This window comes from Kluyvera sichuanensis, from assembly GCF_014218705.1.
In the GTDB taxonomy this organism is placed as follows: Bacteria; Pseudomonadota; Gammaproteobacteria; order Enterobacterales; family Enterobacteriaceae; genus Kluyvera; species Kluyvera sichuanensis.
The window spans coordinates 1-26,983 of record NZ_JABBJF010000012.1 but is presented as its reverse complement, the minus strand read 5'-3'; the positions used below and the strand labels follow the sequence as shown (position 1 = coordinate 26,983).

General features: G+C 56.8%; 21 protein-coding genes, 1 rRNA gene and 1 riboswitch. Of the genes, 9 read left to right on the top strand and 13 right to left on the bottom strand.

Annotated elements, in window-relative coordinates; genetic code table 11:
• Window positions 1-14: 14 nt before the first annotated feature.
• Window positions 15-470, top strand: coding sequence for an acyltransferase (locus HII27_RS13950; protein WP_185668439.1), 456 nt, complete (start codon window positions 15-17; stop codon window positions 468-470).
• Window positions 471-589: 119 nt separating this feature from the next.
• Here HII27_RS13950 and HII27_RS13945 read toward each other — a convergent pair whose 3' ends face one another.
• The 5 genes from HII27_RS13945 to pgi form a co-directional block, all read right to left on the bottom strand.
• On the bottom strand, window positions 590-2,686 hold the full coding sequence (locus tag HII27_RS13945) for a YjbH domain-containing protein (protein WP_185668438.1): 2,097 nt from the start codon (window positions 2,684-2,686) through the stop codon (window positions 590-592).
• A complete protein-coding gene (locus tag HII27_RS13940; protein WP_185668437.1) occupies window positions 2,686-3,423 on the bottom strand; it encodes a capsule biosynthesis GfcC family protein in 738 nt (245 codons plus the stop codon). The genes HII27_RS13945 and HII27_RS13940 overlap by 1 nt, the downstream gene beginning before the upstream one ends.
• A complete protein-coding gene (locus HII27_RS13935; protein WP_317983852.1) occupies window positions 3,420-4,058 on the bottom strand; it encodes a YjbF family lipoprotein in 639 nt (212 codons plus the stop codon). The genes HII27_RS13940 and HII27_RS13935 overlap by 4 nt, the downstream gene beginning before the upstream one ends.
• Window positions 4,059-4,119: 61 nt before the next feature.
• Window positions 4,120-4,371, bottom strand: a complete 252-nt coding sequence (gene yjbE, locus HII27_RS13930; RefSeq protein WP_035895200.1) for an exopolysaccharide production protein YjbE — start codon at window positions 4,369-4,371, stop codon at window positions 4,120-4,122.
• A gap of 336 nt (window positions 4,372-4,707) precedes the next feature.
• On the bottom strand, window positions 4,708-6,357 hold the full coding sequence (pgi, locus tag HII27_RS13925) for a glucose-6-phosphate isomerase (RefSeq protein WP_185668435.1): 1,650 nt from the start codon (window positions 6,355-6,357) through the stop codon (window positions 4,708-4,710).
• A gap of 243 nt (window positions 6,358-6,600) precedes the next feature.
• Window positions 6,601-6,798: riboswitch (Lysine riboswitch) on the top strand.
• Window positions 6,799-6,912: 114 nt separating this feature from the next.
• On the opposite strand from pgi, the gene lysC reads away from it, so the two are divergent.
• The 3 genes from lysC to HII27_RS13910 all read left to right on the top strand — a co-directional run bounded on the left by lysC (window position 6,913) and on the right by HII27_RS13910 (window position 9,772).
• Entirely contained in the window at window positions 6,913-8,262 is a 1,350-nt protein-coding gene (gene lysC, locus HII27_RS13920) for a lysine-sensitive aspartokinase 3 (RefSeq protein WP_185668434.1), read from the top strand.
• Between the two features lie 217 nt (window positions 8,263-8,479).
• Entirely contained in the window at window positions 8,480-9,406 is a 927-nt protein-coding gene (gene panS / locus HII27_RS13915) for a ketopantoate/pantoate/pantothenate transporter PanS (protein WP_185668433.1), read from the top strand.
• Window positions 9,407-9,499: 93 nt separating this feature from the next.
• A complete protein-coding gene (locus HII27_RS13910) occupies window positions 9,500-9,772 on the top strand; it encodes a DUF3811 domain-containing protein (protein WP_185668432.1) in 273 nt (90 codons plus the stop codon).
• On the opposite strand, the gene rluF is transcribed toward HII27_RS13910, so the two are convergent.
• Entirely contained in the window at window positions 9,769-10,647 is an 879-nt protein-coding gene (gene rluF, locus HII27_RS13905; RefSeq protein WP_185668431.1) for a 23S rRNA pseudouridine(2604) synthase RluF, read from the bottom strand. The genes HII27_RS13910 and rluF overlap by 4 nt on opposite strands.
• Before the next feature lie 219 nt (window positions 10,648-10,866).
• Between rluF and HII27_RS13900 the strand changes: the two genes are divergently transcribed.
• The 3 genes from HII27_RS13900 to pepE all read left to right on the top strand — a co-directional run bounded on the left by HII27_RS13900 (window position 10,867) and on the right by pepE (window position 13,449).
• On the top strand, window positions 10,867-11,790 hold the full coding sequence (locus HII27_RS13900; protein WP_185668430.1) for a sugar-binding transcriptional regulator: 924 nt from the start codon (window positions 10,867-10,869) through the stop codon (window positions 11,788-11,790).
• A gap of 21 nt (window positions 11,791-11,811) precedes the next feature.
• The gene (locus HII27_RS13895) at window positions 11,812-12,624 is read left to right on the top strand and encodes a shikimate 5-dehydrogenase (protein WP_185668429.1); all 813 of its coding nucleotides are present in this window, start codon (window positions 11,812-11,814) and stop codon (window positions 12,622-12,624) included.
• A 135-nt stretch (window positions 12,625-12,759) separates the two neighbouring features.
• Entirely contained in the window at window positions 12,760-13,449 is a 690-nt protein-coding gene (pepE, locus tag HII27_RS13890) for a dipeptidase PepE (RefSeq protein ID WP_185668505.1), read from the top strand.
• A gap of 88 nt (window positions 13,450-13,537) precedes the next feature.
• Here the strand turns inward: pepE and HII27_RS13885 are convergent, their stop codons facing one another.
• On the bottom strand, window positions 13,538-15,169 hold the full coding sequence (locus HII27_RS13885; RefSeq protein ID WP_185668428.1) for a Na/Pi cotransporter family protein: 1,632 nt from the start codon (window positions 15,167-15,169) through the stop codon (window positions 13,538-13,540).
• Window positions 15,170-15,393: 224 nt separating this feature from the next.
• Window positions 15,394-19,077, bottom strand: coding sequence for a methionine synthase (gene metH / locus HII27_RS13880; RefSeq protein ID WP_185668427.1), 3,684 nt, complete (start codon window positions 19,075-19,077; stop codon window positions 15,394-15,396).
• Between the two features lie 198 nt (window positions 19,078-19,275).
• Between metH and iclR the strand changes: the two genes are divergently transcribed.
• Window positions 19,276-20,100: a glyoxylate bypass operon transcriptional repressor IclR gene (gene iclR, locus HII27_RS13875; RefSeq protein WP_185668426.1), complete on the top strand. Its 825-nt coding sequence runs from the start codon at window positions 19,276-19,278 to the stop codon at window positions 20,098-20,100.
• An 86-nt stretch (window positions 20,101-20,186) separates the two neighbouring features.
• Here iclR and aceK read toward each other — a convergent pair whose 3' ends face one another.
• The 4 genes from aceK to metA all read right to left on the bottom strand — a co-directional run bounded on the left by aceK (window position 20,187) and on the right by metA (window position 26,152).
• Window positions 20,187-21,911, bottom strand: a complete 1,725-nt coding sequence (gene aceK / locus HII27_RS13870; protein WP_185668425.1) for a bifunctional isocitrate dehydrogenase kinase/phosphatase — start codon at window positions 21,909-21,911, stop codon at window positions 20,187-20,189.
• A 102-nt stretch (window positions 21,912-22,013) separates the two neighbouring features.
• Window positions 22,014-23,318 (bottom strand): isocitrate lyase, encoded by a 1,305-nt coding sequence (gene aceA, locus HII27_RS13865; RefSeq protein ID WP_185668424.1) that lies wholly within the window; start codon window positions 23,316-23,318, stop codon window positions 22,014-22,016.
• A 31-nt stretch (window positions 23,319-23,349) separates the two neighbouring features.
• Window positions 23,350-24,951: a malate synthase A gene (gene aceB, locus HII27_RS13860; protein WP_185668423.1), complete on the bottom strand. Its 1,602-nt coding sequence runs from the start codon at window positions 24,949-24,951 to the stop codon at window positions 23,350-23,352.
• A 271-nt stretch (window positions 24,952-25,222) separates the two neighbouring features.
• Window positions 25,223-26,152: a homoserine O-acetyltransferase MetA gene (metA, locus tag HII27_RS13855; protein ID WP_185668422.1), complete on the bottom strand. Its 930-nt coding sequence runs from the start codon at window positions 26,150-26,152 to the stop codon at window positions 25,223-25,225.
• Between the two features lie 158 nt (window positions 26,153-26,310).
• Here metA and HII27_RS13850 point away from each other — a divergent pair, with 158 nt between their 5' ends.
• Window positions 26,311-26,763 carry an acetyltransferase gene (locus HII27_RS13850; protein WP_185668421.1) on the top strand — a complete coding sequence of 151 codons (453 nt, stop codon included), beginning with the start codon at window positions 26,311-26,313 and terminating at the stop codon, window positions 26,761-26,763.
• A 132-nt stretch (window positions 26,764-26,895) separates the two neighbouring features.
• Here HII27_RS13850 and rrf read toward each other — a convergent pair.
• A 5S ribosomal RNA gene (rrf, locus tag HII27_RS13845) occupies window positions 26,896-26,983 on the bottom strand; the annotation flags it as partial.

Sequence of the window (26,983 nt, the reverse complement as noted above, 5' to 3'; positions counted from 1 at the left end):
GGAGTAGACGGTACATGCAAAGCATTCGCCAGGTCGATACACGCAACGTTACCTGTGGGGAAAACGTGGTTATCTACGAACCCGCCAACCTCTATGATTGCACGCTTGGCGATAACGTTTTTATCGGCCCGTTTGTCGAGATTCAGGGTAATACGCGGATTGGCGACAACAGCAAAATCCAGTCGCACACCTTTATCTGCGAGTACGTCACCGTCGGACGCGACTGCTTTATCGGCCATGGGGTGATGTTTGCCAACGATATGTTCCGCGAGGGCAAGCCCAACGCCGACCGCGAAAGCTGGGGGCGGATTACGATTGGCAACAACGTTTCTATCGGCAGCGGTGCGACCATCCTTGCGGTGTCGATTTGCGATGGCGTGGTGATTGGCGCGGGCAGCGTGGTGACCCGCTCCATTGAAGAAAAAGGGGTGTACGCCGGGAATCCGGCGCGGTTGTTGCGGCTGCTGTAACGACGGTGGCACCTACGGCTCCCTCTCCCCTTTGGGGAGAGGGTTGGGGTGAGGGGCTATGGGCACAGAGCCGAAAAATCCCCGGCGGCGCTTCGCTTGGCCGGGCTACGGGATAAGCATTATCTGAAGTTCCGGCTCTTATCGCCGGTCATGTTATACAGCTCGAACTTGCGACCCAGCATCTGACCGCCGTCGCGCGTCAGCGGCGTCCAGCCGACCACCGCACGGCTGCGGGTTGGGCCGGAGGTGAAGAGATCCATCGGGATATTCACGTAAACCCCTTTGGTGAACTCCCCTTCGCCATACTCGTCCGCCGAAACGTTGGTAATGGTGGCGTATGCGCCCACCACAATGCCGCTGTCGAAGTGTTTCGAGATATCCAGCGTACCGCCTTTATCTCCCGCCAGATACTGCCCGACGCTGGCTTTCACCAGCACATCCTGCGCGAACGATGGCGTCCAATAGGCGGTGAGATGACCGGTTTTTACGCTGTAGTCGGTAAACTTCATCATGTCCTGCGCGCTGCGCCAGTCACGCTGCTTCACGTAGTTGGCGTTCAGACCAAAGGCCCAGTTACTGTCCACCGGGCGATAGAGCACTTCCGCCCCCGCGCCGCCGTACATGGTTTCCAGATAGCCACCGTAGACCTGGCCGTAGAAATCATTGCCCAGGTACTGGAAGTAGTTCGCCTGCAGGTTATTCACGTACACATCGTTCTGCACGTATTCACGGATATGCGTACGCACGCGCGGCAGGGTTGAGTCCTTCGGTGGGTTGGTGTAGTTAAATTTATCGTAGTTGTTCGCCACGTTGGCAAACAGGCTGCCGCTGGTCAGCAGGTGGTCGGTCACCCACCAGTCCGCCGAGCCCATTACGCCCACCTGGTACATATAGAAGCTTTCCGCCCCGCCGATAGACTGGCTAAGCACCGGGTCGATATGGAAATCAAAGCGCGATTTGTCGATATACCAGCCCTGCTCGGTTTTATCCGGCACGATTGGCGCGATGCGTTTTTGCTCCAGCGGCGTCTCCTGGCCAAGCGGCTCCCCGGCAAGATGCCGTTGCAGGCTCGCCACATCGGTTTCCGTGGTCACTTCCGGCAGATTCAGCCGCGTTTCGGTAATGCGGATCGTGCGGATCCCTTCCGGAAGATCGTTGGCAATGATCCGATTGGCACGTTCGATCCCTTCACGCGAATCACGGTACTTCACCTGCTCACCGGTGACGTACAGCGTGTCGCCCTGCACCTGAATATTCGGTGCCGCAAATCCGGCGTTGTACTTAAGCTGGGTGAGTTGGTTCGCCACCACCGAATGCTGAAGGATTGGATCCTGCGGCTGAGGTCGGTAGGTCGGGCGCGCGTTGTCGTTATAGGACGGACGCAGATCGTTAAAGTTAGTGCGTAGGGTAAAGCCGAACATTACCGTATTGCCACGCTCGTAGCTCAGGTTCACGTCGGCCCAGTCGGTAACGCGATAAATGGCGCCAACGTTAATTTTGCTCTTCTGATCGAGCTTGCCAGCAAAGTCCTGCTGGTAGTTGTTACCTTCATACTCCAGCTTCAGGCGCAGCGGCTGCCACGGCGTCTGGTACTCAATACCGCCAAAATAGGCTGCCGGGCCATGGAACATCTGGCTGCCGTCGACCGAGCCCGCTTTGCGATAGCTATTATCGCGGTAACAGTATTTGTCACTGTAGGAGCAAAACGGGTTGGTCGCGTTGCCGCTGGTACCGAGGTAGCCCCAGCCTAAGCCGAGGGTAAAGTCGAACGGCCCCCAGGCTTTGCTGGCAACGATATACTCTGAGTCAAACAGGCCGGTACCGCCGATATCGCGCGCCCCGACCGCCACCTGCGGCATCCAGTAGCTCTCTTCCCACAGACGCAGCTTCACGTCGAAGGCTTTATCTTTATAAGTTTGCGAGCCGGAGAAGGCCTCTACGCTGCTGTAGTCTTTGGTGCGCACGTCGGTGTAGCGCAGCGTGGTTTCCAGCCACGGGAAAAGCTGGGCGGAGGCGGAGTAATAGCGGTACTGATCGTTATCGCGATAGTTCAGGCTGAATTCGCCGTCGCGCGCCATGCGCGCCGTGGGGGTTTGCAGCAGGCCAACGCCGCCAAAATCTGACTGCGAGGGGCCAATCGGTGCGGGGTAAGTTTCCGCATGACACGCCGCACTGACCGATAGAGCCAGTAGACTGTAAAGACAGGCTTTTTTCATTATTCAGGTCTCCGCTGCGACAGGGAGCGAAGGATTTCAGCGTTCAGCGCTTCATATTTATTCGTCCACAGTGAGTCAGCAAAGCCGACAAACAGAATGCTGCCGGGCATCGGTTCAACGTGCCGCTTATTCCAGTACGCCACCGGCGCTTTTTGCGTGCGCCCGTCCGGGTAAATCACCCAGGCGTAGCTGCGATCTGCGCCGCTGAGCAGGCTGACATCATCGAGGTAGCTGGCGGCGTCGCGCCCCGGCGTGAAGGGCATTTTTCCCGGTTTATCCACCAGCCCCACCAGCGTAACGGTGGAAGGCTCGCGCCCCAGCCACAGGGTGTAATTGCCTTCGAGCGGCGGGTTATTTTTGTTGTGAACCCTCACGGTGTCAGGGTCCAACGGCACCAGTAAGCGTCCGGTCACCGGGATAGCCTGCAACTGGTTGCGCAGAGCATTAATCGCCCCCGCCGCGCTGCCGCCCTCATCCACCGCCAGCGCGGCAAGTTCTGCCAACAGCGCCTGATGTTCACGCCCGGCTTTAGCGGCTGCCAGCGGAGAGGTGATTACCGCGCCGGGCCACCAGCTTCCCGCCAGCCTCGGTTGCCCTACCAGGTCGGCTAGTCGTTCGGCGTGGGTTAAGGTCAGCGGCTTTTCGACGCCCGCCATATGAACCTCAACGGTGCCTGCCGCCAGGGCGGCAAAGGAGATAGCGCTGAGCATAGCGGCGATAATTAACGGTTTTTTCATGATTTCGCCGCCTTGATAAGCGTGGTTTTCACCGGGAACGTCCCCGCGCCGAGGTACTGTTCCGACTGGCGAATTTGACCTTCGCTATCGACCCAGTAACGGTTGCGCCAGCTCGCTTCAGAGGTGGTGACCTCCTCTTCCAGCACGCGTACCGCGGTGTTCTGGCCTACCATCGTCAGCGTGTCGTTATCGTCCCAGCGGAAGGTGGACGTGGCGGTGGCATAGCGCACCTGCTGGTGCTCGGTCCAGCCCATCGTCCGCGTCCAGCGCGCGCCGTCGGTAATCTGGTTCGGACGGGCTAGGGGATCGTTGTCGAGGTTATTCACCGTGAGCAGGTTGTCGCCCCCGAGCTGCGTTTTCACCAGCCGTCCATGCTGAGTGACCAGCATCGCCCGGTCCTGCGTCAGCCATTTCTGCTGACCTTCTTCGGAATACGCCAGCACCACGAAGATCTGCGGGCCGCCGTTAAGCTGCATATATTGGCTGGCGTATGGCATGGTCTGGATTTCGTCATCGGTGAGCTGCACGCCCGACTCACCAGATACGCTTTGCCAAAGCGATTTCCCCAGTCCCTTGGTGCTGGGTGAACACGCCTGAAGCAACAGGCAAATTAGGGGAATAACAAGTCGCTTCACGACGCTTCTCCAGGGGCGAAATAACCACACCGAAGTGTGGTTAGGATTAACGTACCGATTACTACTGGGTACGGGTGGTCGTTGTCGTGCTGGTCGTGGTGGTGGTCCCGGTGTTGGAACCATCGCCGCCAGCCGCTGCCAGCGCCATACCGACCGCAGAACCTACGGTGCTGGCGCTGGTGGCGGTTGAACTCCCGGCCGACACGGACGTTGCTGCTGCACCAGCCGCTTCACCTGTTTCAATAGGTGCCGCGCTGGCGCTTGCCGCAGCAAACGCCGATATGGCAAAAATGCCATAGAGGATTTTCTTCATGCATATTCCCTTCATTAGATGAATGGAGATGTACCCGAAAATATTCAGGCGTCATCGAGTATACACAACCAAATGAACGGAATTCGGTGATGGGAAATAGGAGAAGGTTTTTTAGGAAAATATGAAGATGGAATATAAGAAAATAAAATATCAATAAATAACAATCAGTTAATTAAAGATACAAAAATGGCAATATACGGTTAATCCGAAACACACACCTGGGATAGGTGATATTTAGGATTATACTCAATATCAATATAATTCAGAAAACAGAGATATACGGAATTATCTGACAAAAAAATGCCGGCATTACGCCGGCATTGAGAATATATAACCTTACGCGCGCCAGGATTTATAACGGTTGATCAGGCCGTTGGTGGAGCTATCGTGGCTGTCGATGGCTTTATCATCATTCAGCTCCGGCAGAATGCGGTTAGCCAGCTGTTTACCCAGCTCAACGCCCCATTGGTCGAAGGTGAAGATGTTCAGGATTGCACCCTGAGTGAAGATTTTGTGCTCGTACAGGGCAATCAGCGCACCCAGGCTGTACGGGGTAATTTCGCGCAGCAGGATGGAGTTGGTTGGACGGTTGCCTTCAAACACTTTGAACGGTACCACGTAATCCAGGGTTGCTGGATCTTTACCCTGGTCACGGTATTCCTGCTCAACCACTTCACGAGATTTACCAAACGCCAGCGCTTCGGTCTGAGCGAAGAAGTTAGACAGCAGCTTCGGATGGTGGTCGGTCAGCGGGTTGTGGGTGATGGCCGGGGCGATGAAATCACATGGTACGATTTTGGTGCCCTGGTGGATCAGCTGATAGAACGCGTGCTGGCCGTTGGTGCCCGGCTCGCCCCAGATGATTGGGCCAGTCTGGTGCTCAACTTTGTTGCCGTTACGGTCAACGTATTTACCGTTGGACTCCATGTTGCCCTGCTGGAAGTACGCGGCAAAGCGGTGCATGTACTGGTCGTACGGCAGAATCGCTTCAGTTTCGGTACCGTAAAAATTGTTGTACCAGATGCCGATCAGCGCCAGCAGTACCGGCAGATTTTTCTCGGCCGGGGTGGTGGAGAAGTGCTTATCCATCGCGTGTGCGCCGGAAAGCAGTTCAACGAAGTTGTCGTAGCCTACAGACAGGATGATAGACAGACCAATCGCGGACCACAGAGAGTAACGGCCGCCAACCCAGTCCCAGAACTCAAACATGTTAGCCGTATCGATACCGAACTCGGACACCGCTTTACCGTTGGTAGACAGCGCGGCGAAGTGTTTTGCCACGTGCTTCTGATCGCCCGCGCTTGCCAGGAACCAGTCACGCGCGCTGTGGGCGTTGGTCATGGTTTCCTGAGTGGTGAAGGTTTTAGACGCCACCAGGAACAGCGTGGTTTCCGGGTTCAGGTTCTTCAGCGCTTCGGCGATGTGGGTACCATCGACGTTAGAGACGAAGTGCATATTCAGATGATTTTTGTACGGACGCAGCGCTTCAGTCACCATGAATGGGCCGAGGTCGGAGCCGCCGATACCGATGTTCACCACGTCAGTGATGGATTTGCCGGTATAGCCTTTCCACTGACCGGAGATGATCGCCTCAGAGAAGGCTTTCATCTTCTCCAGCACCGCGTTCACTTCCGGCATCACGTCTTTGCCATCAACGATAATCGGGGTATTGCTACGGTTACGCAGCGCCACGTGCAGCACGGCACGGTCTTCGGTGCAGTTGATTTTCTCGCCGGAGAACATGGACTTAATCGCACCGCTCAGATCGGTCTCTTTGGCCAGATCCAGCAGTTTTGCCAGGGTCTCTTCAGTAATACGGTTTTTGGAGAAATCGACCAGCATCTGATCGTCGAAGGTGGCGGAAAACTTGCTGAAACGGTCGCTATCTTTAGCGAACAGTTCCGCAATGGTCACGTCCTTCATGGCATCGAAGTGTTTCTGTAGTGCCTGCCACGCAGCGGTCTGCGTTGGGTTGATGTTTTTCATTAGCAATACCCTTCTGATTTAAGAATCAAACTGCCCTCGATTGTAGCGCCTGTCACAAAAAATTGTGATGGTTTTAATGTTATCCCCCCTAAGGCTGACAAAATCGCCCAGAAAACAGACAAAAGTATAGCCTTTATAAGCCCCGTTTCTGTGGGGCTCGCCTGCATGAAAAATCCGCATAACCCCAACGTTGACAAGCTACCCGCTAACCCTTTATTTATAAAGGTACTACCTGCGCGTGCGCAGGCCAGAAGAGGCGCGTTGCCCAGGTAAAGGGTGTGGGAGGAACCAATCCTGTGAAAACACCTGAGGGGGAGTAACGCCGAGATGCGTGAACAACAGGTTGCGTTCACCATCGGCTGCAGGGGCTGAATCCCCTGGGTTGTCACCAGAAACGTTCGCAGTCGGGCGTTTCGCAAGTGGTGGAGCACTTCTGGGTGAAATCGTAGTTGTTTATCGCTCTGCGCCCACCCGTCTTTCGCTCTTCCCTTGTGCCAAGGCTGAATAATCTGGCCCGGTTTATCTGAACCAGGCCTCCCCTGACACGAGGTTATTATGACAGCATTAGTCGTCGCCAAATTTGGTGGCACCAGCGTGGCCGATTTTGACGCCATGAACCGTAGCGCCGATGTGGTGCTCTCCGACGCTAGCGTACGCGTGGTTGTGCTGTCTGCTTCGGCGGGCGTCACCAACCTGTTGGTTGCCCTCGCCGAAGGGCTGGAGCCAGCCGAACGCCAGGCCAAACTGGAAGCCATCCGCGCCATTCAGTACGCCGTGCTTGAACGTCTGGCCAACCCTGCCGTTATCCGCGATGAAATCGAACGCCTGCTGGAAAACCTCGGCACGCTAGCGGAAGCCGCTTCTCTGGCAACCTCCACCGCCCTGACCGATGAACTGGTCAGCCACGGCGAACTGATGTCCACCTTGCTGTTTGTTGAAATTCTGCGTGAACGCCACGTGCAGGCGCAGTGGTTTGACGTGCGTAAAGTGATGCGTACCAGCGACCGCTTTGGCCGCGCCGAGCCGGACGTTGCCGCACTGGCAGAACTGGCCACCCAGCAGTTGGCCCCGCGTCTCGAAGAAGGTCTGGTGATCACCCAGGGCTTTATCGGTAGCGAAGGCAAAGGCCGTACTACCACGCTTGGCCGTGGCGGCAGCGACTATACCGCTGCGCTGCTGGGCGAAGCGCTGCATGCGACCCGCGTCGATATCTGGACCGACGTGCCGGGCATCTACACCACCGACCCGCGTGTGGTGCCAGCGGCAAAACGTATTGATGAAATCGCTTTTGAAGAGGCCGCTGAACTGGCGACCTTTGGCGCGAAAGTGCTGCATCCGGCCACCCTGCTGCCTGCCGTTCGCAGCGATATTCCGGTGTTTGTCGGTTCCAGCAAAGATCCAAAAGCCGGCGGCACCATGGTGTGCAATAAAACCGCCAACCCGCCGCTGTTCCGCGCGCTGGCGCTGCGCCGCAAGCAGACCCTGCTGACCCTGCACAGCCTGAACATGCTGCACTCCCGCGGCTTCCTGGCGGAAGTGTTCGGCATTCTGGCGCGCCACAGCATCTCTGTCGATCTGATCACCACCTCTGAAGTGAGTGTTGCGCTGACGCTGGATACCACCGGTTCAACTTCTACCGGCGACACGCTGCTGACGCAGTCATTGCTGATGGAACTGTCGGCGCTGTGCCGCGTAGAAGTGGAAGAGAACCTGGCGTTGGTGGCGTTGATTGGTAACAACCTGTCGAAAGCCTGCGGCGTGGGTAAAGAGGTGTTTGGCGTGCTTGAGCCGTTCAACATCCGCATGATTTGCTACGGTGCATCCAGCTATAACCTGTGCTTCCTGGTACCGGGCGCGGAAGCCGAGCAGGTGGTGCAGAAACTTCATCATAATTTATTTGAATAATATTTCACCACGCGATAAACAATAACTATAGCCGGGCTCGAACCCGGCTTTTTTATAACAACACAACATCCATATACACAAAATCATTCGAGTTGGATCAAGGCGGCAAGCGAGCGAATCCCCGGGAGCGTACATAAGTACGTGACTGGGGTGAGAGAGCGCAGCCAACGCAGAGGCAACTTGAAGGATGAAGTGTATAAATCGCAAGGAATACAACATGCTCGCCGTAATCACCCGGCTGTTCCCGTTATGGGCGCTGCTGCTCTCTGTTATTGCCTACTTCACTCCCACTACCTTCACGCCCATTGGGCCGCTGGTTCCTTCGCTGCTGATGCTGATTATGTTCGGCATGGGCGTGCATCTAAAGGTGGACGATTTTAAACGCGTACTGTCACGACCTGCGCCAGTTGCGGCGGGAATTTTCCTGCACTATCTGGTGATGCCGCTCGCCGCCTGGCTGCTGGCGCTGGCGTTCCATATGCCGCCGGAGCTGTCCGCCGGGATGGTGCTGGTGGGTAGCGTGGCCAGCGGAACCGCGTCGAACGTGATGATCTTTCTGGCGAAGGGCGATGTGGCGCTGTCGGTCACTATTTCGTCCGTCTCCACGCTGGTTGGCGTCGTTGCCACGCCGCTGCTGACCCGCCTGTACGTCAATGCGCATATTCAGGTCGATGTGATGGGTATGCTGCTCAGCATTCTGCAGATTGTGGTGATCCCGATTGCTATGGGTCTGGTTATCCACCACCTGTTCCCACGCGTGGTGAAAGCAGTAGAGCCTTATCTGCCAGCGTTTTCGATGGTCTGCATTCTGGCGATTATCAGTGCAGTGGTCGCCGGTTCCGCGTCGCATATCGCGTCCGTAGGCTTTATGGTGATTATCGCGGTTATTCTGCACAACACCATCGGCCTGCTCGGCGGTTACTGGGGCGGTCGTCTGTTTGGTTTTGATGAGTCGACCTGCCGTACGCTAGCCATTGAGGTCGGCATGCAGAACTCTGGGCTTGCCGCGGCGCTGGGGAAAATCTACTTCGGGCCGCTGGCCGCCCTGCCGGGCGCACTGTTCTCCGTATGGCATAACCTGTCTGGGTCACTGCTGGCGGGGTACTGGTCAGGAAAGCCTATCAAGCAGACAACGCAAAAATAAACTCGTAGCCCGGCGGCGCTTTGCCTGGCCGGGCTACAAAGATATGCCCCTTTGCCGTACACTGGGTTAACTATCCGATTGAGGGCAACCCTTATGGCACTCCCCCGCATTACGCAAAAAGAGATGACCGAGCGCGAGCAGCGTGAACTGAAAACCCTGCTCGACCGCGCGCGCATTGCGCATGGCCGTCCGCTGTCCAACGCGGAAACCAATAGCGTGAAAAAGGAGTACATCGATAAGCTGATGGTTCAGCGCGAAGCCGAAGCGAAGAAAGTCCGCCAGGTGAAAAAACAGCAGGCTTATAAACCGGATAGCGAAAGTTCGTTTTCGTGGTCGGCAAATACGCCGACGCGCGGCAGGCGTTAACGGCCTTTCTTTTTACGTCCCGGCGCGGTGAAACGTTTACCGTTTCCATTGCCCGCCGGGCGCGCTGGCTTCTCGCTGGTCTTTTCCATCTTCACCACCGGGCGCTTGATACCGGCGGTTTTCGGCTTGGCCTTCACCTTCGGCTTAGCTTCGGAGGAGGAATTTTCAATCAGCTTGAACAAATCCACCAGCTCGTCGTCGGTCAGGTCGCGCCACTCACCCAGCGGGATCCCCGTCAGGCTGACGTTCATAATGCGCGTACGCTCGAGCTTGGTCACTTCGAAACCGAAGTGTTCGCACATGCGGCGAATCTGACGGTTTAAGCCCTGCACCAGGGTAATACGGAAGACGAAAGGCGCCTCTTTCTTCACCTTACACTTCTTCGTCACCGTACCCAGAATCGGTACGCCCGCGCCCATCCCCCGAATAAACTCATCGGTAACCGGCTTGTCGACGGTGACCAGATACTCTTTTTCATGGTCGTTGCCGGCACGCAGGATCTTGTTCACCAGGTCGCCATGGTTGGTGAGGAAAATCAGCCCTTGGGAGTCTTTATCCAGACGGCCAATCGGGAAGATACGCTTGCTGTGGTTAACGAAATCCACAATGTTGTCGCGCTCGCCGTCTTCGGTGGTACTGACGATACCGACGGGTTTATTCAGCGCAATCAGCACCAGATCATCCGCTTCCCGCGGCTCAATCAATCGACCGTTCACTTTCACAACGTCGCCCGGCACAACCTGATCGCCAATGGTGGCGCGCTTACCGTTGATAAAGACGTTGCCTTGTTCGATAAAGCGATCCGCTTCGCGACGCGAGCAGATGCCGCTTTCGCTGATGTATTTATTTAATCGGGTGGATGAGTCTGGCAGCATAAATTCTCCTGTAAAAGCGAAATATACCCTACCTTTCGGGTGAGAAAAAATAGTCCGCGACAAATCATTGTTTTCATCACGCCCTTTCTGCACAAAAGTGCATGCCTATGACCAGCGGCTTTTCCATAAATACGCTTGAACTCCCTGCATGACGGCGTTATACCAGATCGAGAACCCGTTTTTACGTTTTGCACATATGTGCAGGAGTCAGCCACTTCGATGGAAAACAGCGACGATATCCGCCTAATCGTGAAAATTGCCCAGCTTTATTACGAGCAGGAGCTGACGCAGGCGCAAATCGCCCACCAGCTGGGGATTTATCGCACTACCATCAGCCGCCTGCTCAAGCGCGGGCGCGAGCTGGGCGTCGTGACCATCGCCATCAACTATGACTACAACGATAGCCTGTGGTTGGAAGAGCGGCTGAAGCAGAAATTTGGCCTGAAAGAGGCCGTCGTGGCACCGCAGGAGAGCGAGACAGGAGCCTATGGCGCGCAGCTGTTTGAACGGCTGCTGTCGCCCAACGCCGTGATTGGTTTCGGCTGGGGTCGCGCAGTCAGCGCGCTGGTTGAGGCATTACCGCAGTCCAGTCAGCCTCGTCCGCTGGTGTGCGTGCCTATCGTTGGCGGCCCCTCTGGCAAGCTTCCTAGCCGCTACCACGTCAACACGCTGACCTACAGCGCCGCCACACGACTCAAGGGCGAGTCGTATCTCGCTGACTTCCCGGCTTTGCTGGATAACCCGCTGATTCGCCAGGGCATCATGCAATCTCCGCATTTTCAGACGCTGGCCGAGTACTGGCAGCGGCTGGATATCGCGCTGGTTGGCATCGGCTCCCCCGCTATTCGTCATGCGGCCAACTGGCAGGCATTTTACGGTAATGCGCAAAGCGATGAGCTGGAGGCGCTTCAGGTAGCCGGGGATATCTGCTCGCGCTTTTTTGCCGCTGACGGCATGCCCGTTGCCACCGCGATGCAGGAAAAGACGCTCTCCATTGAGCTCGAGATCTTAAAGCAGGCCCGCTATGTCATCGGCCTGGCGAGCGGTGAAGAGAAGCACGCCGCTATCCTTGGTGCGCTGCGCGGGCAGCATATCAACGCGCTGGTCACCGACCGGGCCACCGCAGAATATTTAGTGCAGTAAAACATTAACGAGGACATGACCATGATTAACCGCGATACCCAGCTGTGCATGTCGCTTGCCGGCCGCCCCGGCAACTTTGGCACGCGCTTTCATAACTATCTGTATGAGAAACTGGGGCTGAATTTTATCTATAAAGCGTTTACCACGCAGGACATTGAGGCGGCAGTGAAAGGCGTTCGCGCGCTGGGTATCCGCGGCTGTGCGGTGTCGATGCCGTTTAAAGAGAGCTGCATGGCATTTCTGGATGCTATCGATCCCTCGGCCAAAGTCATCGACTCCGTCAACACCATCGTCAATGACAACGGCCATCTGACCGGGTTTAACACTGACTACATCGCGGTAAAAAACCTGATTACCAGCCACCAGCTTGATACCTCCGCCCGCGTGATGATTCAGGGCAGCGGCGGGATGGGTAAAGCGGTGATTGCCGCCTTCCGCGACGCAGGCTTTCGCGATGTAATTATCGCCGCCCGCAATGAAGCCAACGGCACCGCACTGGCAAAACAGTACGGCTTCCAGTGGCAGGCACAGGCGGAAACTGACGGTATTGATATTCTGGTCAACGTCACGCCTATCGGCATGGCGGGCGGCAAAGAGAGCGAGCAGCTCGCCTTTAGTGAAGCGATGGTGGCACGCGCCAGCGTGGTGTTTGACGTGGTGGCCCTGCCGCCGGAAACGCCGGTGATTCAGCTCGCCCAGCGCTTGGGGAAAAAGACCATCAGCGGTGCTGAAGTGATTGCCCTGCAGGCAGTGGAACAGTTTGTGATGTATACCGGCGTAAGGCCGGACGATGCGCTGGTAGCTGAGGCGGCGGCGTTTGCCAGAGCGGGATAGTTGACACGGTAGGCCATCTGCGAGCCCGCCTCCTGACTCTCTACTGCAACATCGTGAACTACATCAGTAAGCGGCCCGACGCAGGGTGGTAACATGCCGCCCTGCTCGATAATTTTCTGATGAATAGGAGAAATGATGGACTTACTTCTGCTGAGTAACTCGACGCTGCCGGGTAAAGCCTGGCTGGAACACGCGCTGCCGCTGATTGCCGGGCAGTTGAACGGCCGCCGTCGCGCGGTGTTTCTGCCGTTTGCGGGCGTGACGCAGACCTGGGACGAGTACACGGCAAAAACCGCCGCCGTTCTGGCACCGTTAGGCGTGACGGTCACCGGTATCCATAGCGTGGCAGACCCTATCTCCGCGATTGAAAATGCCGAGGTGATTATCGTCGGCGGCGGCAACACCTTCCAGCTGCTGAAAGAGAGCCGCGAGCGCGGGCTGCTGGCACCGATTGTCGACGTAGTGAAGCGCGGCGCGCTGTACGTCGGCTGGAGCGCGGGCGCTAACCTTGCCTGCCAGACCATCCGCACCACTAACGACATGCCGATTGTCGATCCGAAAGGGTTTGATGCGCTGGGGCTGTTCCCGCTGCAGATTAACCCACACTTCACCAACGCGCTGCCGGAAGGCCATAAGGGCGAAACCCGCGAGCAGCGTATTCGCGAACTGCTGGTCGTGGCGCCGGAATTAACGGTGATTGGTCTGCCGGAAGGCAACTGGATTCAGGTGGCAAACGGGGAAGCGACGCTTGGCGGGCCGCGTACCACCTATGTGTTCAGAGCGGGAGAAGAGGCGGTCGCGCTGGAGGAAGGGCATCGCTTCTGAGCCGTAAACCCGGGGGCGGCGTAAACGCCTCGCCCGGGCTACGTATCATCAAGGTAGCCCGGCCGAGCGCAGCGACGCCGGGGTTGCACTAGTAATCGTCGCGATCGTCGTCTTCATCCGGCTGCTCCAGCACGCTGTAGGCAACGGAGCAGAACAGCGAGTTCAGGCGCAGCATGTCACCCAGCAGCGCCAGGTGCAGCGTACTGGTTTCAATACTCTGCACGTTCTGCTGGTGCAGACGGTCGACGTGCGCGTGGGCGTAGCGGCGGTTCAGAATGCGGAACCGGTGCTTGCTGCGACGCAGGCGACGGGCGCTGGTGACGTCACCGGCAAAGAAGACCGACATCGCCAGCTGCAGGTTGCTTAACAGCAGCTCATACAGCGCTTCCAGCTCTTTTAACCCCTCAACAGAGAAGGCACGACGCGCGGCCAGCGATTTGTCGGCGATCTCGCTGCCCATGCGCTCAATAATGTCCGAGGCCTGTTCAAGGTTAAGCGACATTTCGATAATCTCCGCCCAGCGGCGGGACTCCTCTTCCGCCAGCTCATCTTTCGGCATTCGCGCCAGATAGAGCTTGATGGCGGTGTAGAGCACGTTGATATCATCCGCCTGCTTACGCAGGTTTTTCTCTTCACGCGGCTCGCCGTGCATCACCTTCTTTAACCCATCCAGCATCTGCTCGGTGGCATCACCGATGCGCAGCGTTTCGCGGGCGGCATTGGCCAGCGCCAGCGTTGGAGTATCCAGCGCGGTCACGTCCAGGTGCTTCGGCTTGAGGTTGGCATCCAGCTCCGGCTCATCGCGGATCAAGCGCTTACAGAGTCGTGCCATCGGCTCGGCGAACGGCACCATCGCCACGCAGCGAATCAGGTTATAGAAGACGTGGAAGTAGATAACCAGTTCGGACTCCGGCAGCGGCAGCTTGTGCATCACGTCGGCCAGCATATGGACGAACGGCAGAATAATCAGGCTGCCCACCAGCTTGAACAGCAGGCTTCCCAGCGCTACGCGGCGGGCGGCGGCGTTCGCGGCGCTGTTGTTGAGCATCGCCAGCAGGCCAGAGCCCAGGTTGGCGCCAATCACCAGGCACAGCGCCACCGGGAAGGAGATAATCCCTGCGGTGGTCAGCGTCGCGGTCAGCAGTACTGCCGCCAGGCTGGAGTAACTGATGATGGCAAACACCGCACCAATCAGGGCATCCAGCAGAATATCGCCGGTCAGCGAGGCAAAAATCACCTGTACGCCGTTGGCTTCGGTAATCGGCCTGACCGCCTGAACAATTAATTCCAGCGCCAGCAGGATGAGCCCCAGGCCAATTCCGACGCGGCCAAGTTGCCCTTCGCGGGTCTGCTTGCGGCCAAGGAAAAAGGCCACGCCGATAAATATCAGCAGCGGCGACAGCCACGATAGATCGAAGGTCAGGATACGCGCCATCAGCGCGGTCCCCACGTCGGCGCCCAGCACAATCACCAGCGCGGGCGTCAGGGCGACCAGATCCTGCGCGACAAAGGAGGTCACCAGCATGGTGGTGGCGTTACTGCTCTGGACCAGCGCGGTAACACCAATACCCGCGCAGAAGGCGAGCGGTTTTTTCTCGACGCTGCGGCTGAGCACGGTACGCAGGCGCGCGCCGAAGACGCGCATCACGCCAGTACGCACGATATGGGTGCCCCACACCAACAGCGAGACGGCAGAAAGCAGGTGCAGCAAAGTTAACACGGAATCATTTTCTCCTTATTGTTATGGGTTCCTGGGGCTCATGATGTCGGCATAGTGCCTGATGACGCTGCGCTTATCAGGTCGACAAATCATCCCTGTGCTGGCCGAATAAGGTATGCAACGCGCGTGAGCTTTCTTTCAGTATAAGGGTTTACGCACAATAAAGAGACAGGGCGCCCTAAGAGCGCCCTGTTAGTTGTAAGGAAAGATGACGGTTTTGTGAATCAGTCGGCATCGTAGCCGAGGTTCGGCGCCAGCCAGCGCTCCACTTCCGCCACGCTCATCCCTTTACGGAAAGCGTAATCCTCAACCTGGTCGCGCTGAATCTGCGCCACCGCGTAGTACTTGCTGTCCGGGTGGCTAAAGTACCAGCCGGAAACCGACGCGCCAGGCCACATGGCGAAGGATTCAGTCAGCTTCATGCCGGTGTGGGTTTCCACATCCAGCAGCTCCCAGATGGTGCCCTTCTCGGTGTGTTCCGGGCAGGCCGGGTAGCCCGGTGCCGGGCGAATACCCTGATAGTTTTCGCGGATCAGCTCTTCATTGCTCAGGTTTTCATTCGGCGCATAGCCCCAGTAAACCTTACGCACGCGCTCGTGCAGATACTCGGCGAAGGCTTCCGCCAGACGGTCGGAAATCGCCTTCACCATGATCTTGTTGTAATCATCGTGCTGCGCTTCAAACGCATCGGCCAGAGCATCTTCTTCCAGACCACCGGTCACCGCGAAGGCACCAATGTAGTCCGCTTTGCCGGAGGTTTTCGGCGCGACAAAGTCAGACAGGCAGTAGTTCGCAAAGCCGACTTTCTCCGTCTGCTGGCGCAGATGGCGGCTGACGGTCAGCACGTGGGTGCGCGTTTCGTCGCGATAGATTTCCACATCGTCACCCACACGGTTGGCCGGGAACAGCCCGACGACGCCACGAGGGTTGAGGGATTTCTCCGCGCTCAGTTGATCGAGCATGTCGTTGGCATCTTTGAACAGGCGCTTCGCCTCTTCACCCACCACTTCATCTTCAAGAATGCGCGGGTACTTCCCGGCCAGCGACCAGGTCATAAAGAACGGCGTCCAGTCGATGTAGTTACGCAGCGTTTCGATGCTGGCTTCGACTTCCTGCACGCCCAGGCGATGCGCCACCGGTGGAGTGTAGTTTTCCCAGTCGAATGCCAGATCGTTTTCACGCGCCGCAGCCAGCGTTACCGGCGGCGTGCGTGGTTTCTTACGCCCGTGCTGAATACGCACGGTTTCGTACTCTTTACGCGTACGAGCAACAAAGTCGTCGTGCTGGGTATCCGAGAGCAGTGCCGCGACAACGCCAACGGTGCGCGAGGCGTTCTGTACATAAACCGTTGGGCCGCTGTAGTTCTGCTCGATTTTCACCGCGGTGTGCGCTTTGGAGGTGGTCGCGCCGCCAATCAGTAGCGGAATGGTAAAGCCCTGACGCTCCATTTCTTTTGCCACGTTGACCATTTCATCCAGCGACGGGGTAATCAGGCCAGAGAGACCAATCAGATCCGCATTCACCTCTTTGGCGGTTTTGAGGATTTTATCCGCCGGGACCATCACGCCGAGGTCGATGATTTCGTAGTTATTACACTGCAACACCACGCCAACGATGTTTTTGCCGATGTCGTGTACGTCGCCCTTCACGGTCGCGATGACCATCTTGCCGTTGCTGGAGCCTTTCTCTTTGCTGGCTTCAATGTACGGTTCAAGGTAGGCCACTGCCTGCTTCATCACGCGGGCCGATTTCACCACCTGCGGCAGGAACATTTTGCCCTCGCCGAACAGGTCACCGACCACGTTCATGCCGTCCATCAACGGCCCTTCGATAACCTCAATCGGGCGCGCGGCCTGCTGGCGGGCTTCTTCAGTATCGAGTTCGATAAATTCGGTAATGCCTTTCACCAGCGAGTATTCGAGACGCTTTTTCACGTCCCAGCTACGCCATTCCGCCTGTTGCGCGTTGGCGGTCTCGTCGGTTTTGCTGCCGCGATATTTCTCGGCCAGCTCCAGCAGACGCTCGGTGCCGTCGTCGCGACGATTGAGGATCACGTCCTCTACCGCATCGCGCAGTTCAGCTGGCAGGTCGTCATAAATCGCCAGCTGGCCGGCGTTGACGATCCCCATGTCCATGCCGTTACGGATAGCGTAGTAGAGGAACACCGCGTGAATCGCTTCTCGCACCGGGTCGTTGCCGCGGAACGAGAACGACACGTTAGAAACACCGCCGGAGATCAGCGCGTGTGGCAGTTCGCGTTTGATGTCTTCACAGGCGCCGATAAAGTCCTGCGCGTAGTTGTTGTGCTCTTCAATGCCGGTAGCCACGGCGAAGATATTCGGGTCAAAGATGATGTCTTCCGGCGGGAAGCCCACCTCTTGGGTCAGAATGTTATAGGCGCGGCGGCAAATCTCAATTTTGCGTTCGCGAGTGTCAGCCTGTCCCACTTCATCAAAGGCCATCACCACCATCGCCGCGCCGTAGCGACGCACCTTTTTCGCGTGTTCGATAAACGGCTCAACGCCCTCTTTCATCGAGATGGAGTTGACGATGCCTTTGCCCTGGATGCACTTCAGCCCTTTTTCGATAACCTCCCATTTGGAGGAGTCGATCATAATCGGTACGCGGGCAATATCCGGTTCACCGGCAATCAGGTTGAGGAAACGCACCATCGCCGCTTCGGCGTCGAGCATCCCCTCATCCATGTTGATGTCGATAATCTGTGCACCGCTTTCCACCTGCTGGCGGGCCACATCCAGCGCTTCGTTGTATTTTTCTTCTTTGATCAGGCGTTTAAATTTCGCCGAGCCGGTGACGTTGGTACGTTCGCCGACGTTCACAAACAGGCTGTCGTCGCCGATGTTCAGCGGCTCAAGGCCGGACAGACGACAAGCGACCGGCAGATCCGGCAGCTTGCGCGGCGGCAAGCCTTCAACCGCGCGGCTCATCGCCGCAATGTGTTCTGGGGTGGTGCCGCAGCAGCCGCCGACCATGTTGAGGAAGCCCGCCTGCGCCCATTCCTGAATCTGGGCCGCCATCGTGTCGGCATCGAGGTCGTACTCGCCGAAGGCGTTCGGCAGACCGGCGTTCGGGTGCGCGGTCACGTAGCATTCCGCAATACGCGACAGCTCCTGCACATACTGGCGCAGTTCATCCGGGCCTAACGCACAGTTGAGGCCGAAGGTCAGGGCGTCGGCGTGACGCAGGGAGTTATAGAACGCTTCGGTGGTCTGGCCGGAGAGCGTACGCCCGGAGGCGTCGGTGATGGTGCCGGAAATCATGATCGGCAGGTCAACGCCCAGCGCTTCAAACTCTTCCTTCACCGCAAAAATCGCCGCTTTGGCGTTCAGGGTATCGAAGACGGTCTCAATCAGGATCAGGTCGCTACCGCCCTCCACCAGCGCTTTGGTGGATTCACGGTAGGCCGCCACCAGTTGATCGAAGGTGACGTTACGGTAAGCCGGGTCGTTGACGTCCGGTGAGATAGACGCAGTACGGTTGGTTGGGCCAAGCACGCCTGCGACGTAGCGCGGTTTATTTGGCGTACGTGCCGTCCATTCGTCGGCACAGGCACGTGCCAGCTTCGCCGCAGCAAAGTTAATCTCCGCCGACAGGGATTCCATCTGGTAATCCGCCATGGCGATGATCGTGGAGTTAAAGGTGTTGGTTTCAATGATATCCGCGCCCGCTTCAAAGTAGGCGTTATGGATAGCGCTGATCACCTCCGGCTTGCTGAGCACCAGCAGGTCGTTGTTTCCCTTCAGGTCACAGGGCCAGTCGGCGAAACGCTCGCCGCGGAAGTCCTGCTCGCTCAGACGATAGCCCTGGATCATGGTGCCCATGCCCCCGTCCAGAACCAGAATACGTTCATTTAACTGCGCACGCAGTTGCTCCACTTTGCTGCTCACAAGCACTCCCGACACCGCTCAACGAAACCCAGACATAAAAAGGCAATAAAGCATACTGGCATAAACTGTGAGGGTGGAAAAGGAAACAACTTGCTACTTGAGACATGTTCAACATGACTCATCGGAGCAGTAATACGAACGGTTGTATTATAATCAATAAAAACGAAAACAATTTCCACGATACAGAAAGGAGTTGCGATGGTTGCCAACGTTCCTGCGAAACGCGGTAGAAAACCCGCCCCTGCCGCTGCCCCCGCAACTGGCCAGGTACAATCACTGACCCGCGGCCTGAAGCTGCTGGAGTGGATTGCCGAATCCCATAGCAGCGTCGCGCTGACCGAACTTGCGCAGCAGGCTGGGCTGCCGAACTCCACCACGCACCGCCTGCTCACCACCATGCAGCAGCTGGGATTTGTGCGTCAGGTGGGTGAACTGGGCCACTGGTCCGTGGGCGCGCACGCCTTTATCGTCGGCAGCAGCTTCCTGCAAAGCCGTAATCTGCTAGCAATTGTCCACCCGATTCTGCGCAAGCTGATGGAAGACTCCGGCGAAACGGTGAATCTGGCGGTGCTGGATAAGAGCGATCATCAGGCGATTATTATTGACCAGGTGCAGTGTACGCAGCTGATGCGTATGTCTGCCCCGATTGGCGGCAAGTTGCCGATGCACGCCTCCGGCGCGGGCAAGGCATTTTTATCTCAGCTGAGCGAAGAGGAAGTTACCAGCCTGCTGCACCGCAAGGGGCTGCACGCTTACACCCACGCGACGCTGGTATCGCCGGTGCACCTGAAGGACGATTTGGCCCAGACGCGCAAGCGCGGCTATTCGTTTGATGATGAAGAGCATGCGCTCGGCCTGCGCTGCGTGGCATCGTGTATTTACGATGAGCACCGCGAGCCGTTTGCGGCTATCTCCATCTCCGGGCCGATTTCCCGTATTACCGACGACCGGGTCACCGAGTTTGGTGCGATGGTGATTAAGGCGGCAAAAGAGGTAACGCTGGCGTACGGCGGGATCCGATAAGAAAGATTGAGTAGCCCGGCCGAGCAAAGCGACGCCGGGGAAGCTCGGAGCAAAACCCCGGCGTCGCTTTGCTCGGCCGGGCTACATCAGGTGTAGCGTACGCTGAAACGCTGGCGGCGACGGTAGGCATAAACGTCTTCTACATGCCCATTTTTGATACGCGTCTGCAGGCCGCGCCAGTAGTCGGCGCTGAGCAGGTCGGCGTGCATTTCCTCAAACAGCGGCCCGATACGCGGGTCGGCGCACAGCCAGTGGCGGAACTCCTCCGGGAAAACATCCCCCGGCGACACGCTGTACCAGGGCTCGCTGGCGAGCTCATCTTCCGGGTAGCGAGGCGGCGGAATGTCGCGGAAGTTTACCTCCGTCATATAGCAAATCTCATCGTAGTCGTAGAACACCACGCGGCCGTGGCGGGTGACACCGAAGTTTTTAAACAGCATATCGCCAGGGAAAATATTGGCGGCGGCAAGCTGGCGAATGGCGTTGCCGTACTCCTCCACCGCATCACGCAGCGGCTGGCCCTCCACCCGCTCTAGCCAGATATTCAGCGGCACCATTCGGCGTTCGATATAGAGATGGCTTATCGCAATTTTATCACCCATATCGACGATCTTACCCGGAACTTCTTGCAACAACAGCGCCATTAACGCGGGCGCAATCTGCTGCTTATCCAACACGAAGTTTTCAAATTCCTGGGTATCCGCCATGCGGCCCACGCGGTCATGCTCTTTTACCAGCTGATAGCAGGCGCGCACGTGAGCGGCAGACATCTCTTTTTGCGGTGCAAAGCGGTCTTTGATCACCTTAAACACCCGGTCAAAGCCCGGCAGCGTAAACACCAGCATCACCATCCCGCGAATGCCCGGTGCTTCGATAAACTGCTCGTCGGTGCTGGCGATATAGTTCAGGTACTCACGATAGCTTTCCGTTTTCGCATGCTTCTGGCAGCCAATCGCCATATACAGTTCGGCAGTGGTTTTACCCGGCAGGATCTCCCGCAGCCACTCCACCAGGGCGGCGGGCAACGGGGCATAAACCATAAAGTAGGAACGCGCGAAGCCAAAGACGATACTCGCCTCTTCGGTGGTGGTGAGGCAGGTATCGACGAAAAGCTCCCCTTCATCAGTGCGGTGAATTGGGATTAAAAACGGCAGAGTGCCGTTTGGCGTGATGAGTTTACCGATAAGCCAGGCCGCTTTATTACGGTAAAACAGTTCGTTAGCAATTTGCAGATGCGCACGCTGCAGCATCTCAGCGCCCAGCGTTTCGCTCAGGTGCGCCATAATGTAGCCGACATCGCGGAATTTATTTTGCCACGGCAGACGTAGCGGCAGGTCGCTGAGCATTTTGAAAATCACCGCTTCCCAGCCATATTCGGGGAAGAAGTCTTTCGCTAGCGGCCGGGGGATAGCGCGGAAGCGGCGTTCCGGCTGCGAGCTGAAAATAAATAACCGCTCGGGGCTAAGCGAGCGGTGATCGAATAATCGACAATAGACCGAGTTAAAAAAGCTCTCGGCAATTTCAAAGCGCGGGTAATCCGGCAGCAGTCGGGTGTACTGCGCCTTAACGCGCAGCAGAAAATCCGCATCGGTGCTTTTACCATCGGTAATGCAGCGCAGCTGTTCAACCACCAACCCCACGTGGTGGTCGTACAGATGGATACGGCTTTTCATCGCCTGCTGAACCGCATGCCAGTCGGCCTGTTCAAACCGTTGCTGTGCGCCGGAAGTGACTTCCAGAAAACGCCCATACTGGGCGTCAAATCCCTGCAAAATGGTCTGCGCAATCAGTAATTCCAGGCCTCGCGTCATCAATTCTCTCCATCCGGCACCGAGTCATGCCGGATGGCGCGTTCGCTTATCCGGCCTACATGTCGTTGTAGGCCCGGTAAGCGCTGCGCTACCGGGCAGTAATCAGAACTGCGACTCTTCGGTCGAGCCGGTCAGCGCGGTCACCGAGGAGGTGCCGCCCTGGATAATAGTGGTGACATTATCGAAATAGCCGGTGCCCACTTCCTGCTGGTGAGAAACGAAGGTGTAGCCATCTTTCGCCGCCGCGAACTCAGCCTGCTGAACCTTCTCAACGTAGTGCTTCATCCCTTCGCCCTGAGCGTAAGAGTGCGCCAGGTCGAACATGTTGAACCACATGCTGTGGATGCCCGCCAGGGTGATGAACTGGTACTTGTAGCCCATATCTGACAGCTGCTGCTGGAAGCTGGCGATGGTTTTATCATCCAGCTTTTTCTGCCAGTTGAACGACGGCGAGCAGTTGTAGGCCAGCAGCTTGCCAGGGTATTTCGCGTGGATCGCATCGGCAAAGCGCTTCGCCAATGCCAGATCCGGGGTAGAAGTTTCGCACCATACCAGGTCAGCATACGGCGCGTACGCCAGGCCGCGGCTGATCGCCTGCTCGATGCCCGCATGGGTGCGGTAGAAACCTTCGCTGGTGCGCTCACCGGTGATAAAGTCGCTATCGTACGGGTCGCAGTCAGAGGTGATGAGATCCGCCGCATCCGCATCAGTACGGGCGATCAGCAGGGTTGGAACACCCATCACATCGGCCGCCAGACGCGCGGCAACCAGTTTCTGAATCGCTTCCTGAGTCGGTACCAGCACCTTGCCGCCCATGTGACCGCATTTTTTCACTGAGGCCAGCTGATCTTCGAAGTGCACCGCCGCTGCACCGGCTGCAATCATCGACTTCATCAGTTCAAAGGCATTCAGCACACCACCGAAGCCAGCTTCGGCATCAGCAACGATCGGCAGGAAATAGTCCACATAGCGCGGGTCGTTTGGCTCAATACCGTTCGCCCACTGGATTTGATCCGCGCGGCGGAAGGTGTTGTTGATTCTGTCGACCACCGCCGGGACGGAGTTCGCTGGATAGAGCGACTGGTCCGGGTACATGCTGGAGGCCAGGTTCGCGTCTGCCGCCACCTGCCAGCCGGACAGGTACACCGCTTCAATACCCGCTTTCGCCTGCTGCAGCGCCTGACCGCCGGTCAGCGCGCCAAGGCTGTTGACGTAGCCCTTTTTCGATTCACCGTGCAGCAAACGCCACATTCTGGCAGCGCCGAGCTGGGCCAGCGTACATTCCGGGTTAACCGACCCGCGCAGTTTCACCACTTCTTCCGCGCTGTACGGGCGACGAATGCCCTCCCAGCGAGGCTGCGTCCACTCTTTTTGTAAATCTTCGATTTGTTGGGTACGAGTTTTCATGTGCAGATGCTCCATATTGTTATGTGGTGAATTACGCCAGCAGGCGGTAGCCAGGCAGGGTCAAGAAGTCGATAAGTTCGTCGGAGGTGGTGATCTGCTCCATCAGGCGTGCGGCATCATCGAAACGGCCGCCGCTGAAGCGCGCATCGCCCAGCTCGTCTTTGATAACCAGCAGCTCTTCGGCCAGCATCTGGCGGAACAGCGGTTTGGTAACCGGTTTGCCGTTGCTCAGCGTCTTCTGATGGTGGATCCACTGCCAGATGGAGGTGCGGGAGATCTCAGCGGTTGCCGCATCTTCCATCAGGCCATAAATCGGTACGCAGCCGTTGCCGGAGATCCAGGCTTCGATGTACTGCACCGCCACGCGAATGTTGGCGCGCATTCCCTCTTCCGTACGCTCACCGTCGCACGGTGACAGCAGTTCTTCAGCGGTAATCGGCGCGTCGTCAGCGCGGGAAACGGCTAACTGGTTTGGACGCTCGCCCAGCACCTCGTTAAACACCGCCATTGCGGTATCCGCCAGACCGGGGTGCGCCACCCAGGTGCCGTCGTGGCCGTTATTGGCTTCCAGCGATTTATCCGCCTTCACCTTGTTCAGCACCTGCGCGTTGCGCTCGGCATCTTTGCTTGGGATAAACGCCGCCATGCCGCCCATCGCGAAAGCGCCGCGTTTGTGGCAGGTTTTAATCAGCAGGCGCGAGTAGGCGCTGAGGAATGGTTTATCCATTGTCACTACCTGACGGTCCGGCAGTACGCGGTCCGGGTGGTTCTTCAGGGTTTTGATATAGCTGAAGATGTAGTCCCAACGGCCGCAGTTCAGGCCGACAATATGGTCACGCAGCGCGTGCAAAATTTCGTCCATCTGGAAAACTGCCGGCAGCGTTTCAATCAGCAGCGTGGCTTTGATGGTGCCGCGCGGCAGGTTGAAGCGATCTTCTGCGAAGCAGAACACCTCGTTCCACCAGGCCGCTTCCTGCCAGGCCTGCGTTTTCGGCAGATAGAAATAGGGGCCGCTGCCTTTTGCCAGCAACGCTTTGTAGTTGTGGAAGAAGTAGAGCGCGAAATCAAACAGGCTGCCCGGGATGGCTTCACCGCGCCATGTAACGTGTTTTTCCGGCAGATGCAGGCCACGCACACGGCAGATGAGCACCGCCGGGTCGGGCTTAAGCTGGTAAATTTTGCCCGCGTCGTTGATATAGCTGATGGTGCCATTGACGGCATCGCGCAGGTTGATCTGGCCTTCAATCACCTTGTTCCAGTCCGGCGCGAGGGAGTCTTCAAAATCGGCCATGAACACTTTGACGTTCGCGTTCATCGCGTTAATCACCATTTTGCGCTCAACCGGCCCGGTGATTTCTACGCGACGATCCTGCAAATCAGCCGGAATACCGCGAACCGTCCAGTTACCCTCTCTAATGGAAGCGGTTTCCGAAATAAAACCTGGGAGCTTACCGTCATCGATATCCTGCTGCTGCTGAATACGTGCAGCCAGCAACTTATTGCGTTTAGGCGTAAATCGGGTCACCAGTTCGGTCAGAAATTCCACCGCTTCCGCAGTCAGAACTTGCTGTTCCTGCGCGCCAGAAGGCTTCAGAAAAGCCAGTTCATCGGTTGTTGTGGCCTGTTGTGTCATGGTGCAGCTCCTCGTGAATGATCCGAATAGTTTCCCCGCCAGCTGAGCAGAAGATCGTTGTGTAGTTTTCGCTCAACGTTTTTAATCCTAATCAATAAAATTAAAAAAACAAAAACAATTTCCATTTTTAATTAAAAACAAATGCAACTTATTGATTAGTAATAAGATAAAAATTTATTTTGCACTGGGGGTGATTTCGGAAACAAAAAAGGCACCCGAAGGTGCCTGATTGAGAATGCTGAAACGCTTTAGGATCGTGGAAGGTAGAAGATCAATCCAGCGTAGGGTTCATATTCCGCAGATCATACGGAGTGATCTGGTAGACGTAGTAGTTGAGCCAGTTGGCAAACAGCAGATTTCCGTGGCTGCGCCAGGTCGCGTGCGGTTTGTTATTCGGGTCATCTTTCGGGAAGTAGTTATACGGCACTTCCGGGGTTAAACCGGCATCCACATCGCGGAAAAATTCGCTCGCCAGGGTATGCGCATCATATTCCGGGTGGCCGGTAACAAAGGCGATACGCTTATCTTTGCTGGCAAACAGATAGGCGTCACCGCCTTCCGTTTCGGCGAGAATTTCCAGGTCGGTATAGTCACGAATCAGCTGCGCCGGGAAGTCGGCATAGCGAGAGTGCGGGGCCAGGAAGCTATCATCAAAGCCGCGCGTCAGCAGGGCATGCGGGTGGAGAATGTGGTGTTCATAAACGCCGGAGAGCTTGTCGTTGCGGGTTTGCTTGGGAATGCCATAGAGAATATTGAGCGCGGCCTGTACCGCCCAACAGACAAACAGCGTCGACGTGACGTGATCTTTGGCCCACTCGAGCACCTGTTTGATCTGCGGCCAGTAGGCAACGTCGTTAAATTCTACCAGCCCAAGCGGCGCACCGGTGACGATCAGACCATCGAAGTTCTGGTCGCGAATGTCGTCGAAATTGCAGTAAAAGTTATTAAGATGCTCCGTTGGTGTATTACGCGACTCGCGCGCATCGATACGCAAGAGCTGGATATCCAGCTGCAGCGGAGAGTTTGACAGAAGACGTAAAAATTGGTTTTCTGTCTCAATCTTCTTCGGCATCAGGTTGAGGATCAGCACCTTCAAAGGACGAATTTCCTGACCCGTAGCACGCGACGTGGTCATCACAAAGACGTTCTCATCACGCAAGAAATTGACGGCTGGTAGCTCGTCCTGCACCCGAATCGGCATAACCTTATTACCTCACAGCATACGTATAAACGTTTAGACATCCAGACAGCTAACGATACCCAGATTTCCGTTAAATGTCGAGTCTGCAAGTTGAAGGTGAGAAAGTTTCAATTACTAATAAGGTAGAATGTTGAAACGATTCGAAAAGGAGAAAAACGATGATAATTCGACGTTCACAGCGCCATGAGGGCGAACGACTGATTGCGATTTGGTGTCGTTCGGTCGATGCGACGCATGATTTTCTTTCCGCGCAGGATAGGGCCGATATTGAGGTCCAGGTACGGGCATTTCTGCCGGAAGCCCCGCTCTGGGTGGCGGTAGATGATAATGATGTGCCGGTGGCGTTTATGCTGCTGTCTGAGCATCATCTGGAGGCGCTATTCGTCGATCCTGATGCACGAGGAACCGGCGTGGGGCGCAAGTTGGTTGAACATGCGCTGTCGCTGATTCCCGATCTGACCACGGATGTTAACGAGCAGAATGCGCAGGCGGTGGGGTTCTATCAGAAGATGGGGTTTGTCGTGACCGGCCGGTCGGAGACGGACGATCATGGGCGACCTTATCCGCTGCTGCATTTACGTTATTGCGGTGTATCCCCGGAGTCGGCGTAAACGCCTCGTCCGGGCTACCAGATCCGTTGTAGCCCGGGCGAACGCAGTGACCCCGGGAATATCACCGTTCTTTCACTTTCCGCAGACGCAAAAAAGCCCATCCGTCAGGATGGGCTTCTTCACTTAATTGATGCCTGGCAGTTCCCTACTCTCGCATGGGGAGACCCCACACTACCATCGGCGCTACGGCGTTTCACTTCTGAGTTCGGCATGGGGTCAG

Bases quoted from the DNA above. Each gene is read 5' to 3' on its own strand.
- HII27_RS13950 (WP_185668439.1), top strand. From the start codon at position 15: ATGCAAAGCATTCGCCAGGTCGATACACGCAACGTTACCTGTGGGGAA.
- HII27_RS13945 (WP_185668438.1), bottom strand. From the start codon at position 2,686: ATGAAAAAAGCCTGTCTTTACAGTCTACTGGCTCTATCGGTCAGTGCG.
- HII27_RS13940 (WP_185668437.1), bottom strand. From the start codon at position 3,423: ATGAAAAAACCGTTAATTATCGCCGCTATGCTCAGCGCTATCTCCTTT.
- yjbE (WP_035895200.1), bottom strand. From the start codon at position 4,371: ATGAAGAAAATCCTCTATGGCATTTTTGCCATATCGGCGTTTGCTGCG.
- pgi (WP_185668435.1), bottom strand. From the start codon at position 6,357: ATGAAAAACATCAACCCAACGCAGACCGCTGCGTGGCAGGCACTACAG.
- lysC (WP_185668434.1), top strand. From the start codon at position 6,913: ATGACAGCATTAGTCGTCGCCAAATTTGGTGGCACCAGCGTGGCCGAT.
- panS (WP_185668433.1), top strand. From the start codon at position 8,480: ATGCTCGCCGTAATCACCCGGCTGTTCCCGTTATGGGCGCTGCTGCTC.
- HII27_RS13910 (WP_185668432.1), top strand. From the start codon at position 9,500: ATGGCACTCCCCCGCATTACGCAAAAAGAGATGACCGAGCGCGAGCAG.
- rluF (WP_185668431.1), bottom strand. From the start codon at position 10,647: ATGCTGCCAGACTCATCCACCCGATTAAATAAATACATCAGCGAAAGC.
- HII27_RS13900 (WP_185668430.1), top strand. From the start codon at position 10,867: ATGGAAAACAGCGACGATATCCGCCTAATCGTGAAAATTGCCCAGCTT.
- HII27_RS13895 (WP_185668429.1), top strand. From the start codon at position 11,812: ATGATTAACCGCGATACCCAGCTGTGCATGTCGCTTGCCGGCCGCCCC.
- pepE (WP_185668505.1), top strand. From the start codon at position 12,760: ATGGACTTACTTCTGCTGAGTAACTCGACGCTGCCGGGTAAAGCCTGG.
- iclR (WP_185668426.1), top strand. From the start codon at position 19,276: ATGGTTGCCAACGTTCCTGCGAAACGCGGTAGAAAACCCGCCCCTGCC.
- aceK (WP_185668425.1), bottom strand. From the start codon at position 21,911: ATGACGCGAGGCCTGGAATTACTGATTGCGCAGACCATTTTGCAGGGA.
- aceA (WP_185668424.1), bottom strand. From the start codon at position 23,318: ATGAAAACTCGTACCCAACAAATCGAAGATTTACAAAAAGAGTGGACG.
- aceB (WP_185668423.1), bottom strand. From the start codon at position 24,951: ATGACACAACAGGCCACAACAACCGATGAACTGGCTTTTCTGAAGCCT.
- metA (WP_185668422.1), bottom strand. From the start codon at position 26,152: ATGCCGATTCGGGTGCAGGACGAGCTACCAGCCGTCAATTTCTTGCGT.
- HII27_RS13850 (WP_185668421.1), top strand. From the start codon at position 26,311: ATGATAATTCGACGTTCACAGCGCCATGAGGGCGAACGACTGATTGCG.